The organism is Polynucleobacter sp. IMCC30063 (assembly GCF_021395235.1).
Classification (GTDB): domain Bacteria; phylum Pseudomonadota; class Gammaproteobacteria; order Burkholderiales; family Burkholderiaceae; genus Polynucleobacter.
Genome location: NZ_JAJVCQ010000001.1, coordinates 834,884 through 848,849, shown reverse-complemented (window position 1 = coordinate 848,849; position 13,966 = coordinate 834,884). Strand labels below are relative to the sequence as shown.

Annotated in this window: 13 protein-coding genes; 2 read left to right on the top strand and 11 right to left on the bottom strand. The window is 44.5% G+C overall.

Translation table 11 applies throughout. From position 1 onward, the window contains the following. Positions 1-23 precede the first annotated feature (23 nt). From LZG75_RS04340 to LZG75_RS04330, 3 genes are all read right to left on the bottom strand, one after another. The gene (locus LZG75_RS04340; RefSeq protein ID WP_233935614.1) at positions 24-551 is read right to left on the bottom strand and encodes a DUF427 domain-containing protein; all 528 of its coding nucleotides are present in this window, start codon (positions 549-551) and stop codon (positions 24-26) included. A gap of 11 nt (positions 552-562) precedes the next feature. After that, positions 563-961, bottom strand: a complete 399-nt coding sequence (locus LZG75_RS04335) for a VOC family protein (protein WP_233935611.1) — start codon at positions 959-961, stop codon at positions 563-565. 94 nt (positions 962-1,055) lie between these two features. Continuing rightward, positions 1,056-2,123: a TauD/TfdA family dioxygenase gene (locus LZG75_RS04330; protein WP_233935609.1), complete on the bottom strand. Its 1,068-nt coding sequence runs from the start codon at positions 2,121-2,123 to the stop codon at positions 1,056-1,058. A gap of 120 nt (positions 2,124-2,243) precedes the next feature. Here LZG75_RS04330 and LZG75_RS04325 point away from each other — a divergent pair, with 120 nt between their 5' ends. Both LZG75_RS04325 and LZG75_RS04320 read left to right on the top strand, forming a co-directional pair. Further along, positions 2,244-3,893, top strand: a complete 1,650-nt coding sequence (locus LZG75_RS04325; RefSeq protein ID WP_233935606.1) for a thiamine pyrophosphate-binding protein — start codon at positions 2,244-2,246, stop codon at positions 3,891-3,893. Positions 3,894-3,970: 77 nt separating this feature from the next. Continuing rightward, positions 3,971-4,258 (top strand): hypothetical protein, encoded by a 288-nt coding sequence (locus LZG75_RS04320; protein WP_233935603.1) that lies wholly within the window; start codon positions 3,971-3,973, stop codon positions 4,256-4,258. A gap of 6 nt (positions 4,259-4,264) precedes the next feature. Here the strand turns inward: LZG75_RS04320 and LZG75_RS04315 are convergent, their stop codons facing one another. Genes LZG75_RS04315 through gspK form a run of 8 tightly spaced genes read right to left on the bottom strand, consistent with a single transcriptional unit; the run spans position 4,265 to position 13,966 of the window. Next, entirely contained in the window at positions 4,265-5,158 is an 894-nt protein-coding gene (locus LZG75_RS04315; protein WP_233935601.1) for a M23 family metallopeptidase, read from the bottom strand. 18 nt (positions 5,159-5,176) lie between these two features. Beyond that, entirely contained in the window at positions 5,177-6,397 is a 1,221-nt protein-coding gene (gene gspF, locus LZG75_RS04310; protein ID WP_233935598.1) for a type II secretion system inner membrane protein GspF, read from the bottom strand. 23 nt (positions 6,398-6,420) lie between these two features. Beyond that, positions 6,421-7,857: a GspE/PulE family protein gene (locus LZG75_RS04305; protein ID WP_233935596.1), complete on the bottom strand. Its 1,437-nt coding sequence runs from the start codon at positions 7,855-7,857 to the stop codon at positions 6,421-6,423. Next, a complete protein-coding gene (gene gspD / locus LZG75_RS04300; RefSeq protein WP_233935586.1) occupies positions 7,857-10,175 on the bottom strand; it encodes a type II secretion system secretin GspD in 2,319 nt (772 codons plus the stop codon). The genes LZG75_RS04305 and gspD overlap by 1 nt, the downstream gene beginning before the upstream one ends. Positions 10,176-10,204: 29 nt before the next feature. Continuing rightward, complete coding sequence (gene gspN / locus LZG75_RS04295) at positions 10,205-10,993, bottom strand: type II secretion system protein N (RefSeq protein WP_233935575.1); 789 nt, start codon at positions 10,991-10,993, stop codon at positions 10,205-10,207. Then, positions 10,990-11,643 (bottom strand): hypothetical protein, encoded by a 654-nt coding sequence (locus tag LZG75_RS04290; protein ID WP_233935566.1) that lies wholly within the window; start codon positions 11,641-11,643, stop codon positions 10,990-10,992. Before LZG75_RS04290 ends, gspN begins: the two co-directional genes overlap by 4 nt. Next, a complete protein-coding gene (gspL, locus tag LZG75_RS04285) occupies positions 11,640-12,995 on the bottom strand; it encodes a type II secretion system protein GspL (RefSeq protein WP_233935563.1) in 1,356 nt (451 codons plus the stop codon). The genes LZG75_RS04290 and gspL overlap by 4 nt, the downstream gene beginning before the upstream one ends. Continuing rightward, a complete protein-coding gene (gspK, locus tag LZG75_RS04280; protein WP_233925252.1) occupies positions 12,992-13,966 on the bottom strand; it encodes a type II secretion system minor pseudopilin GspK in 975 nt (324 codons plus the stop codon). The genes gspL and gspK overlap by 4 nt, the downstream gene beginning before the upstream one ends.

Below are 13,966 nucleotides of genomic sequence, written 5' to 3'. Positions count from 1 at the left end.
ATGATTCACTTCCGGGCTCACCTTTAAATGGTCCAACTAGCTCTGGAGTAACCCAGCCACCATAAAAGCCCGCTAGGCTGAGGTAAAACCTGTTCTCCATCAACAGTACAGTGCAGCTGAGTAGGGTAAAAAGCAATGTGATCGGCAATCATCTTTGCTTCATCAAAGGGTTGGGCATAGCTCCATGCAACTTTTTTGAGTTGATTAACACCATCATTTATATCCCAGTATTGAGCGGGGCCTTTCCACTCACAAAAAGAATTGCCGGTAGATGGCTTCAAAAATTTGAAGTTGATATCCTTTGGTGGGATATAAAAACTCGGTGGATGAGAAGTTTCTAATACCAAAATAGCATTTTTTGTGCGCGCAATTTCTTGCCCATTAAAGCAAATAACAACCTGCCTACAATCCTCAACATACTTTGGGGGACGTGGAAAATCCCATACCGAAATTTGCGACGCATTGGGTACAACTGCAAATGGTGGTCTTGTGGCTCCTCGCCAATTCCATTGCTCTTGTGCAAGCTTGACCCAAGCCGGTAACTGACTCATAAGCAATGAAATTAAATATACTCAGACACCTCTACCAAGTTCCCATCAGGATCGCGTAGATAGACTGACCGAATTGGGCCCAAGGCACCCCGTCTAGCAACGGGCCCAACATCAATCGCAATATTATTAGCTGTCAAATGGGTGATCACATCATTAAGCGGAATGGCAGTAATCAGACAAAAATCGCCAGCGCCAATAGTGGGTACTTTTGCTTTAGTTGGTGTTTCAGTAGCTCGATCTTGTAAATTAATTTTATATTGCCCAAAGCGTAAGGCGTAACGAGGTTGACCTTCAGGCCCAGTGAAAAATTCACGCTCAAAACCAAGAGCCTTTTCATAAAACTGGGTAGAAGCCTCAATATCGGTAACAGTTAATACCACATGATCAATGCGATCAATAATACTTTTCATTTTTTTCCATTCAACTTTTTAAAAAATACTCAATTTTTATCTGCATTAGGAGACCTTAAGCCCTAAACAATCTCGCTCTATTGGGTCTCAAGCTCTACTGATAATCAAGCTCTACTGATAATTTAGTGCCAGGCACAATAATACCGCCTCGCTCACCTGCTTGGGTTGAGCCCCAGCGGGCTTTAAAATAATCAGGTAACGGTCTACCCTCTTTAGGGGCCATCCATAGCCGTAATAAATGCCGCTGACGCTCCCGTTCGGGCCAATTTTCAAAATCATTACGGGAATGCAAGATTTGATGATTATGCAAAAGTTGCATATCACCAGGCTCAAAAGCCATAGGCAAAACAAAGCCAGGCTCAGCTAAAATTTCATCGATTAAGTCCATGACTGCAAGTTGATCGGTAGTTAAGCGCTTCGCTTCAGGAAAATTATTTTGTGCCGCTTCAATGTACTGACGAATATAAACACACGATAAATTATTTTCATACCAAGTAAAAATGGGCATATCAAACCAAGGGTGCAGTCCCTCCGGCACTTCGCCACGCCGATCCGTTGGATAAGGCATAAATAACGCCTCAACTAAATCAGGGCGCCGGCGCACCACTTCGTTATACAACTTCATCGAGCTAGCTATAAAAGATTCACCGCCCGCTTTAGCCTTTTGTAAACATAGCAAGCCCACAAGATCAGCTGAATCTGTATGAAAATCAAGTTTTTTATTCGTTTGATAAAAACGTCCACCCGTCTTAGTAATGTCGACACCTTGGTCGCAAACATGACCCAATAAGTGGCCTTTGCCATTACTACTTCGCAAGGTACCTAAATGAACGCCTAAGCCCATATAGATGATGGCAGCAAGCTCAATACCTAAATCTTGTACTGGTATACCGCGTAGCAATACAAACCCTCTGCCATGCAGTAATTCAGTCAATAAACGACCCAAAAATGGCTTAAGTTGTGTAAGCGGAAAATTATCAGGTGAAATTTGCTCAAAAGGCAAATTGAGTGCCTGAAAGTGCAAAGCCGCGGCACGCATTTCAGCTAGCTGCTCTGGTTTCCAAGGGACAATCCATAACGGCTCAGCCAACATCTCGGCCCCAGTCCAGACGCTTGGTCCCTCAACAGCTATCGGCGGTGGCTCTAAAGCGAATATAGACATCCAACCCTCAAATGATTTTTACCTCAATTAAGATTAAACTCTTTATACCTTTTAAGCCCTTAGTGTTATCCCTTAATTGATCAATCGATAGCTAGTAATTCACCAGAAAGTACTGTTTTTATGCCAAATAATTCCTCACCAGTGCTAGGTGCCAATGCTTTAGTCGCAGCCTTAAAATTAGCTAAAGTGAAAACAATTTTTACGCTTTCGGGCAATCACATCATGCCAATATTTGATGCGATTCTCGATAGCGATATCAAATTAATCCACACCCGTCATGAAGCTGCCGCAGTGCACATGGCAGATGCTTATGCGAGACTGACAGGTGAAGTTGGTATCGCACTCGTTACTGGTGGCCCAGGCCACGCGAATGCAATAGCAGCGCTTTACACCGCACAAATGGCTGAGTCGCCGGTAGTCTTAATTTCGGGTCATGCGCCCCTTGCACAATTGGGTACTGGTGCTTTTCAAGAAATGGCGCAAGCTGATTTGGCTGCGCCGCTTGTCAAAGCAGCCTTGACTTCGAACTCGATTGAAGCAATTCCTTTTGACCTAGCCAAAGCAATCAATCTCGCGAAATCGGGGCGTCCAGGGACTGTGCATTTAAGCCTGCCTTCTGACTTATTAGAAGGCCCCTACCCCAGTGTAAAAAATTTGCCTACAGAGCAGACGTTTACCGCTAAAGAAACATCGGCGGCAAGCGAGGCTATTGAAACGATCTTGCAAGCGCTACAAGTTGCCCAACGCCCCATCATCTTAACTGGGCCACAAATGCAATCACAAGCGGGAAGAAAACAACTGGCGACTCTAGAGCAGGCATTAGGAATTCCCGTGGTGGGCATGGAAAGCCCTCGCGGCATCAATGATCCGTGTTTGGGCGCCTTTCCGGAAGTGCTGGCAAAAAGTGATTGTGTGTTACTCCTTGGGAAAAAATTGGATTTCACTTTAAAGTTTGGGCAATTTCCAAGCTTTGCTAAAGATTGTCAATTTTTACAACTTGATCCAGAGCCTGCTGAAATTCAACGCGCAAGTGTTAGCTTAGGCAAAAGCTTGCAACTCTCTGCACTTGGTGATGTGCACTCCAGTATTACTTTGCTAATAAATTCAGCGCGTACTATAAACTTTAAAAGTAGTTCTCATCAAGTCTGGTTGCAAGAAGTTCAGACCGCAATTAACTATCGCCCTAATGATTGGCAATCGGCGACTGTTGAGCCTGGCCGGGTTCATCCAGCGCAAGCATTTGCCGTATTACAAACAATTCTCGATAGTCACCCAGATTCAGTCCTCATTAGCGATGGTGGCGAGATTGGACAATGGGCTCAAGCTTGTCTGCAAGCGCCAAACCGAATTATTAATGGTGTGGCTGGCTCAATTGGTTCTGGCCCACCCTTTGCAAGTGCAGCTAGCCTTGTCAAACCGAATGTGCCTATCGTTACAGTGATGGGAGATGGTAGTTTTGGCTTTCATTGCGCAGAAATAGATACTGCAGTTCGTTATAAATTGCCCTATCTTTTGGTCATCGGTAATGATGCTTGCTGGAATGCCGAACACCAAATCCAATTGCGCGACTATGGTCAAGAACGGCTCATTGGCTGCGATCTGCTACCAACTCGATATGACAAAGTCTGCGAAGGATTTGGTGGTCATGGAGAATTGGTTACGGAACTAGGCGCCTTACTGCCCGCTACAAAAAGAGCGCTCGCGAGTAACTTACCGGCCTGTATTAATCTGCTGATTCCGAGTTTAGCGGCGCCGAAGATGCAGAGATAAGCAATGACATAAATAGGTTAATATTTACTATGAACATCACAATTCTGTGCCGAAAATTATTTCTACTGCTTTGTCTCATGCCAGCATTTTCTGCGCTTGCCCAAATTGGTACCGCTTGGACACCTGGCAGCTGTCAGTGCCCTAACGGGTTTATTTTTGCGCAAGCTACAGCACCCAATTGTACGCAGACATTTAATTATGAGGGTTGCATTAACCCGAACGTTGGTGCGAATGGTGCTTGTTTCGAGTGTGGGCAAGGCGGCACGCGTGCGCTCAATACCTATGGTTGCATGGGCGGCCTACAAAACCAAGAATGGCGCCCCGCATTTAATGCTGGTACCGTCGATTGCGCTGCCCAAAACTAAGTCTTGCTAACTAGCAGGCGCGCCATCGCGCAAAATTTCATAATGCAAATGTGGGCCAGTCGAGCGCCCCGTAGAACCAACCTTAGCTAAGGGTTGGGATTTTTTCACTTTTTGCCCTAGTTGTACCATCAGCTCTTGAGCGTGGGCATAGCGCGTTACGGTGCCATTGCGATGCTGCACATCAACTAAATTACCGTACTCACCACTCCAACCTGCTTTAATCACAATACCGTCGGCGGTTGCCAAAATAGGCGTACCATAAGCAGCCGGAAAGTCGGTGCCATCATGCCAAGCAATTTGTCGCGTAAAGGGGTCAATGCGATAACCGAGGCCACTCGATGGCGCAACCTCAAAGGGTAATGGTGATCCTGCAGGGACCCCACTCATTGAAACTTGGGTTTCAGCAAAAGCCCGCTGTAAAGTCAAAACTTGGGTTTGCAAACTAATGGAGTCTTGCAAGGTCCGATCAAGGCGAACGCCATAAGTCTCATCGGGTGAAAAAATCTCGCTTGATAGTTTTAGTGGGCCACCTAGTGCAAGGGGCGTCTCTGGCAGTAGCTCTTTTTGAATAACTTTGGGTGAACTATTTAATTGTAATAATTGGTTTCTGAGGGAATCTAATTGTCCCAAACTTTGCTGGGCTTGCGCTAAACGCGCTTGTAACTCGTGCAGCTTATATTCATAATCAGCCTCGGCTAAAGTGACAATTTTTTTCTCCTGTAGCTCTGCTTGACCTAGAGTAAATAGAGTATCTCGAGTTAAATTAACGCTAGCAGCTACTAGCCAGTTCACTGCCACCAAAGCCAGGAATACTGCCATTGCGCCAAGCAAAAAATGCATTTTCGATAAATGAAATTCTTTGACGCGACTGGTTGGACTAGTAATAATTAAAATTTGCATGTTTACCTCACTAAAAAATCAATGAATTCCAGAATTCATTTCTAAAATTGGTTGCATTACTGCCATCACAATACCTAAAACCATCAGCCCCATAAATAATATTAATACAGGCTCTAATAAACTAGTAAAAATTTTTGTTTTTTGTTCAGCCTCTAGTTCTGCATTTTCAGCGCCATATTTAAGCATCTCAGCAAGCTGACCAGAAGCCTCTCCAGAACGAATTAAATGGATCAAAATAGGAGAGAAAACCCCTTGACTTCCTAATGATCGAGACAAGCTAGAGCCTTCTCGTAAGCGCGCTTCAGTGGAGTCAATGGCCTCCTTCAAAACTTCATTGCCCAAAGTACTGCGCGCGCTATGTAAGGCAGTTAAGATCGGCACATTGGCGGCAACCAGCATCGCCATGGTGTTGGCAAAACGGGCAGTTTCAAAACCCAATAACAAGGGACCCAAAAAAGGTAAATTAAGGATGAAGCGATCAAAGCGCAGCCGTATTTCGATTTGCTTTAAAGCCCGGCGACCAAAATAAATACCTAGAGCAATAACTAAAGCCAACAACCAACCCCAATCAACTAAAAAATTAGATAAGCCCAAAATAAAACGGGTCATAAATGGCAAGGTTTGTTTGGTACTTTGAAAAACGCGGGCAATTTGCGGTACAACATAGGTCATTAAAAATAAAATGACCATAAACGAAACCGCAGTCAACATTGCAGGGTAAGCTAAAGCACCCAAGGCTTTTTGTTTTAACGCTTGCCGCTTTTCTAAAAATTCAGCTAATTGGGTTAAGACTTGACCCATGCGGCCCGATTGTTCAGCGGCACCAACCACCCCTTGATATAAAGGGTCAAAGGTTTGTGGTTGCGTAGCGACTGCGCGCGATAAAGATAAGCCGGCGCGTAATTCAGCAACTACTGACTGTAAAACATTTTTGATGTGGGGTTTTGAGCTTTCATTCGATAAAACAGTGAGCGCTTCATCAATTTGTACACCAGAACGCACTAGCAAAGCAAATTGCTTGGTAAGTACCGCTAATTCATTACGGCTCAGTGGCCTATCTTCAGAGAATAAACGCTGCCAAAATTGTTGCTTAGTCCATTGGTTCTCAAGCTCAATGCGCACGGGTACGAGCTGCTTCGCCATTAACTGCTGCCGAATAGCACGCTCATTCTCGCCATCAACACTACCCCGCTCACTCTTACCGCCATAGGTTAAAGCCTCAAATCGGTAGCGTGGCATAGCTTAGTTGCTCGAAGGCAGAATTAATCAATTTCAACAGCACCAGTGACGCGCATCATTTCTTCTACCGTCGATTGACCTGAATCAATCCACCGCTGGCAATCTTCTGCCAAATTGCGCATCCCATTTGCAGTCGCCTGCTTACGGATTTCACTTTCAGCAGCACGGTTATGAATTAATTCACGAATCGTTTCATTAGTGGCCATTAATTCATAAATGCCTGCTCTGCCGCTATAGCCAGATTCGCCGCAGGCTGGGCATCCCTTGCCGCCACAGGCTTTACAAGTAAGGCGAATTAAGCGCTGTCCTAATACCCCTAAAAGCGTTGAAGAAAGTAAAAACGGTTCAATTCCCATATCAATTAAACGCGTTACCGCCGATGGCGCATCGTTGGTATGTAAAGTTGCCAACACCAAGTGTCCGGTAAGAGAGGCTTGAACCGCAATTTGTGCGGTTTCTAAATCGCGAATTTCGCCAATCATCACAATATCTGGATCTTGCCGCAAAATCGCCCTCAAGGCTCGTGCAAAATTCATATCAATCCGCGCGTTCACTTGTGTTTGACCAATCCCATCCAAGTTATATTCAATTGGATCCTCAACCGTCATAATGTTATTGGTTTTATTGCGTAAGCGTAATAAGGCGCCATAAATCGTGGTGGTCTTACCGCTACCCGTTGGTCCAGTAACCAATACAATGCCGTGTGGGCGATGAATCAATTGATCAAAATTAGTAAAGGTATCGTCAGCCATTCCCAGTGCTTTGAGATCAAGGCGATCGTAATTTTTCTCTAATAAACGCATTACCACCCGCTCACCATGGGACGTAGGCAGGGTAGAAACCCGAATGTCAATGGCTTTACCGCCTACCCGCAAAGAAATGCGACCATCTTGCGGCATGCGTTTTTCAGCAATATCAAGCGACGCCATAATTTTGATCCGCGATACTAAAGCAGCATGTAAATCGCGGCGCATATCAACCACATCGCGCAAATTTCCATCGACCCGAAAACGTACTACCGATTTACGCTCAAATGCTTCTAGGTGAATATCAGAAGCGCCATTACGGCTAGCTTGTTTTAATAAACTATTAATCATCCGAATTACTGGAGCGTCATCATTCATTTCTAAGAGATCTTCTGAAATGGGTATCTCTTGCAATAAACGGGATAAATCAATCGTGTCTTCAACCTCATCAACCACTTGCGAGGCGTCTAAATCGCCTTGTGAATAAGCTGCATTCACTGCTTGCATCACCTCATCGCTGGATTTTTCTACTCGCTTTACAGGGCCAACTAGACGACAAATTTCTTGGAGTACTGTTAAATCGGTAGTGGGGCTATGAATGACAATCAGATCATCTTCTTGTCCACCATCTAAAAATTGCTGGCCTTCAGTTACAGGCGCTTTCATTAACAGCACCTGATTATCCCGCGCGTAAACAAAAGGAATACGTAGCATTATTTATTCGCCGGTAATGCGGGGGCTATTGGAGCAATAGAAGGTGGACTTGAGGGTTTTATCGCAGGGCTGGTATTGATGGTGTCAGAGGGTAATCTTGGTGGAACCAGCGGCACTTCGGCATCTTTAACGTTTGGCATATTCTTTTCTGTAGGCAATAACATCGGTAATTGCTTAAACTGATCTTCTTTGGTTTGCATTAGGTCTAAACGATTTTTAGTCATTTGCTCATTTTCATCTTTATCCCGCAAAACATAGGGGCGAATAAAGACTAATAAATTACTTTTGATTCTTTTTTTATTGTCATAGCGAAATAAATTGCCAATAATGGGAATGCTGCTTAAAAATGGAATACCGCTTGTTTGATCTCCGTATTCATCTGTGATCAAACCGCCCAACACGATCATTTGGCCGTCATCAACCAATACATTCGATTCAATATTGCGTTTATTTATAATCGGCCCTGAAGGATCATAAATTGGGACAACAGATGAGACTTCTTGGAAAATTTGCATTCTAACAATACCGTTAGCTGAAATTTGTGGCCGAACCCGTAAAGTTATTCCCACGTCTTGCCGCACAATTGTTTGAAACGGCGTGACCGTTGAGGTGGTCCCCGTTTGCGCATAGGAACCGGTTAAGATCGGGATATTTCGACCGACAATAATGCGCGCTTCTTCATTGTCAAGTGTGATTAAATTTGGGGTTGAAAGAACATTGGTGCCAGTAGCAGTTTCTAGTGCTCTAATTAAAGCCGACATGGCATAAACACCATTAAACCTACTTATCATGCCTAAATTTAAGCCAGGCGCTGGTGGTATTGGTACGCCAGTAGCAGGCGTGCCTGGATTTGCAATTATGCTCGTATCTCGCCCCAGACCTATAATATTTGCGCCAGGGCCTTGACCGGGAACATTAAAGTTAGTGCCACCAAAACCCACGTTTTGATTACCCGAGCCCAATAAAAAATTCCATTGAATACCCAACTCTGCAGCAGTTTCAGAACTCACCTCAACAATAAGTGCCTCAATGTAGACCTGAGTACGTCTTCGATCTAATTCTTCAATGACTTGTCGTAAATTACGATAGAGCGGTTCGTTAGCCGTAATAATGAGCGAATTCGTTGCTGGCTCAGCTTGAATAAAACCGCCTACATTGGGAGTGCTAGTACTAACTAATGCAGAGGTGGCTAAGCTCGTGCCAGAACCCGTTGCCGCAGGATTGGCAGCCGGATTTTGCTGTGGATTTGCTGCTGCGGGATTAGCAGCAGCATTACCGCCAGCAACCTGCGCAGATAAAGCTGCATCAGCTGCTACTATAGCGCGTAAGGTTATTGCTAATTTACTAGCCTCAGCATTCTTTAGTGGCACTACCCAAATATTGCCGTTTTTATTACCTGGAATATCAAGACGTGCCACTAAAATACGAACTTGTCTTACGCGCTCTGCACTCGAGCTACGTACTAAAATCGAATTACTCCGTGGCTCAGCCAAAATAATGGTTTTTAATGCAGGGTCTGCGGTACCCGCTGCGCCTGTATCCAACACCTTACTTAAGATTGCTGCTATATCACTTGCAAAAGCATGTTGTAATTTAATCGTCTGCACATCAGTTGTAGTTGGTGCATCAATTGCATCAATTAAAGTTGCAATTCGCTGAATATTGCTCGCATAATCGGTTACCACAATCGTGTTATTGCCTGGATAAGCGTTAATCGTATTGTTCGGTGAAACCAAAGGCCGTAAAACTGGTAATAAATTATTGGCTGATTCATAGCTCAATCTAAAAACTCGTGTAATAATTTGATCGCCCTCTTGCTTGGTTTTCCCTGTTGAAACCGATGTACTGACTAATTTTGCATCTGCTTGGGTAACAACCCGATATACGCCGTTAACTTCCACTAAAGCAAAACCCGCTGTTCGCAGGGCGGTAGAAAAAGAATCTAAGGCCTTGGCTTTACTCACTGGTTTATTACTAATGAGATTAATCGTGCCCTTCACTTGTGGGTCAACCAAGATGGTCTGTCCAGTTGCTTTGGCAACTACACTTGCAACTGAGTCAATGTCCGCATTCATGAAAGATAGGGTGACAGTGCCAACCTCACTATTACTAGCAACGTTGGGGGTGGTTTGTGCCATTACCATAGCTGGGGCCAAAACAAAATCACCCATTAAGCAGCAAAGTAAAAATTGTAAACAAGCTTTACGTAAGCTACTACGCGAAAAAAATGAATAGCCTAATCCGTCACTCGCTCCCTGTGGAGCTAGCTTAGTTTGTTTCAGTGACCCAATTTGCTGAGTCAATTTACTTAGCCGCATACGTCTTCTATTCCGCAGTTCATTGCTATTCAATATTGCATGCGGTAAATTTCACCGTCTTTTTTGCCTAATAAAGACAATAACCCAATCAACGATTCTTCAGCCTCAGCTGAGGCGGTAGCTGCGCCTAAAAAATGTAAGCCTGCGCTAGTGCCAGTACCCATATTACCTTTGCCACTCAACAACAAAGGCCCCACCGTAGTGCTGAGGTTAAACACTGTACCAGCTTGTGCCAAATTAACCTGTATTTCATAGCTACCCAAGGGTTTTACTGGGCTAATTGGACTGCTTAGGCTGCTCATCATAAGGCGTATTGTTCCCGCAGTTTCTTTGCCTATTTTAAGCTCAGTCCAGCGGGCAGATAACTGCCCACGGGGTCGCAGCGTACTCCAGGGGTTGCCAACCCCTTCCAATATAGTGGCTGGCAGGCTAATTTCGCCACTGGCAACCGCTACTTGCCCTAATTTCAACAGTATTTGCAGCGGTTGATCGAGCGCTGAAAAACTTATCGACAAGCCACACTCTCCATTAACTGCATTACACTGCGCAGTCCAATGAAAACGTTCGGTTAAAGCGCTGGCCTCGCGGCAGCCTCCCCCTGCTACATTCGACTCCGAAAAGCCAAGCGCTGCACTGCCTTGCCAGATTGTGCCAATTGGTTGATGCAATGTAACCCGACATGCTGTTTGGCTACTAATAAAGCTAGTAAACCAGCTAGCGGGAAGTTGCCTAACAATGACGACTAATACAGTCAATAATAAGGCAACCCAAAGTAACTTTGGTAAATGTCCACGTGTAGAATCTAGCAGTATTTTCATTTTGATAAAGCGCCTGCAAGCAACGAGACATTGCTGGAATAACTAGAGGCACTCGTTTGTACCAGACTAGCGCTTAAGTTAACTACTGCCGTAGCTGGAGTGGCCACCAACTCAATGCGCTCTGGATACAAGCGCCAAGTCATACGTAATTCTTCTAAGACATCAACGACCACAGCAAACATCACATCACTTGCTTGCAATTCAATGCGGGGAGGGTTTTCCACGCCGAGTCTAAGAACACTAGGCTTTAAGCCTCGTGCGACTAAGATATTACGAATTTTTTGTAGCTCTGCCTCATCCACTAAGACTACGGTATTAAGTTGCATAGGCTTGCTTTTAGACAATTTGATTAAATTCTCTAATTGAGCCCACTGCATAGGGCGCAATGAAATTTGCCCCTCTAAGCGGTGCACATAAGGAGTCGCCCAAAATTGCATTAAAGCCCACAGCGCGCCAAGAACAGCTAAGTTTAGTAATAACTTACGCTTAGCGTGAGCAAAGTTCAAGGCGCTAGCAAACCCCCATGCAGCACTAGCTTGTGAGGGTTTTTTTTGTTGTAGTGCGTTGAGCGTCATTTGGCTTGAGCCCATCACTTGATTTAAAGCAGCGCGACATTTTTTTACTAGCTCTTTTAATGAAAAAGGGGTCATAAGCTGGCCTCCTTAGTATTACTTCCCAATCCCGCATAAGGCTCTAAGCGATAACGATTGTTGCCTAAGTCGATCACCATCATCCCTAGTAATTCTGCTTTTTTAATGATCTCGCTTGCACTAAGAGGAATCGCGCTTGGTTTGAATTCAAAATCTATGCGGTAGCCATCATAAGTAATTTTTTGTAATGTCTCTTTGCCTAAGGCGGCTTTTAATTGCTGTACTTTTGCAGCCATCGGTACAAAATCAGCATCTGTAGTTTGCCCTTTTCTTCGCTCTTCTTGCGTCAACTGTTTAATAAAGGCGCCTGTCACTGAATCATTTGTTTTATTTTGCGCTAGTAACGCAATAGAAGTTGGTGAAATAAATTGGGCTGCAGTTATTTCAAGATTTCTGACCCAGCGCCAATCATCAACTGCAAGCCAAGCTGCATGCAAACTAAAGCCAATAAAAATACTGGAAATTGCATAAATTGCCCAGCGTGAAGGTGCTACCCATAAATTTTTATCAACCCAGGATTGATATACATTAGCTAGTCCGTTGATGCCTTTAGCTTGCGCCGATTGCCAACGCGCATTTAATTTCAACGGAGTTTTTTTCGCGTTTGGCGCTGCCAATAATAAATTAAGGCTAGCGGCTGCTATATCTGTGCGCCGACTAAATGCTACGGCACTTATCATCAGCCAATTCCATGACCACTCAACTGGTTTGCAGTTCTCCACCATACTAGGTAATTGCTCGCTGGGATTCTGCTCAACCCATGCTAGGCCTAATTGCTCACTCTTACGCCAAGTATAAATAATTTCATTTTCAGCAGTTTTAAAAGCAAGGCTAGGAATAGCAATTTCAGGATATTGATCTGCAGTTAATGGCTCTTCTGCCTTAGCGTAAGATAAAAGTAAACAGTCGGGAATAAAACGTATCCGCGGTGCGAGCAAAGCACTCAGTTGTTGATTAAGCCAATAAAACCAAACCCGATCAATAATTGCTAAGGTTCTTTGCGAACCCATTTGTCCGAGAAATGGCGGTAATGCATGCACTAAAACACTATCAGCACCAGCCAATAAATATTCCTCAACTAGGCTCGGTAAAACCTGTTGTAATTTTTTTGCCTTCACTAGAGGAACTTTAGTTTCAATCAGCCGTACATCTAAAGTTGGAATTAATACTAAAACCTCATCTGCGTAAGGCATTGATTCTGCACTACCAATACCCTGCCGTCCCGCGGTCGGGTCTTCAGCAGGATTTTCGCAAAGACACCAGGCAAATTGGTCGGCGCGCGCGCTCTCCTCACTTTTACTGGATGAACCAGCAAAAGGTTTGAGGGGGCAATGAATTACTAATAAACTCATTCTGGCAACATCCTGACTGATTTATTCCAAATTACTTGGGTAAAAATACCGCTTGGTAATGGCACTGGGGAACGCTGTATTAATGCCGAGTTCACAAATATACCGCTTCCTAGGTGAATTTCGGATTGCGCCAGCCAAAACTGTGACTTTACATTGACCAAAGAGCCGTCAACTGCCACCCCTGCACCCGCACCAGCTTTAGTCAATAAGGTGGTGATTTCATCAAGCGCCTTCATAGGTGCCGCCGTTCGGTATTGCACTAAATTATTTGCTGCACTGCGAGATAAGCCTGCAAATGCAGCCATTAGCACCTCAGCACTTGCTGTATTGACATTAATAGCAGTATTAATAGGCAGGACTGCTACATGAGGACGTAATTTCTCAATTAAGGCGGGGGTATAACCAGGGATGCTGGCTAACCCATCTAAATCAACCAGAGGGATTTGAGTTTGGAGCACGGCTTGGGCAGTTTGCTGTGCTAAATTCGCATCTAGTCCTAAGGCAGCTAATAGGCGACCATAGGCGGATACTCCGCCTGCATTAATGCCTTGAAATTGATTGTTCCATAAATTAGTTAAATTAAATAATCCTTGTGCATCAGTTAGCCTACCCTGTACAGTGACGCTTTGTAATTCGTCTGGAATATCAGCATTTTTCAAAAAATCAGCAACTTTACTATCAGCTAACGGTAAGGCCCAAGATTCTCCCAAGTGATCATATTGACTGGTGCGGCCATCTTGAGCTAGAACCAACCTAGCAAAATCAAGAATGCCGTGCTGCAACCAAAGTACTTGCGTGCGATCGCGTAAATTTTCTAAAGTACGCACCTGCAATTGCTGGCGCCACATTAAGCTAGCCATCAACACCACTGAAACGCCAACCACAATGAGCGCAGTAATTGTCGCCGAGCCGGTTTGCGCGCTGACGCCAGATCGAGCAAGTACATCATTTGTCGGCTTTACATTTTTCAT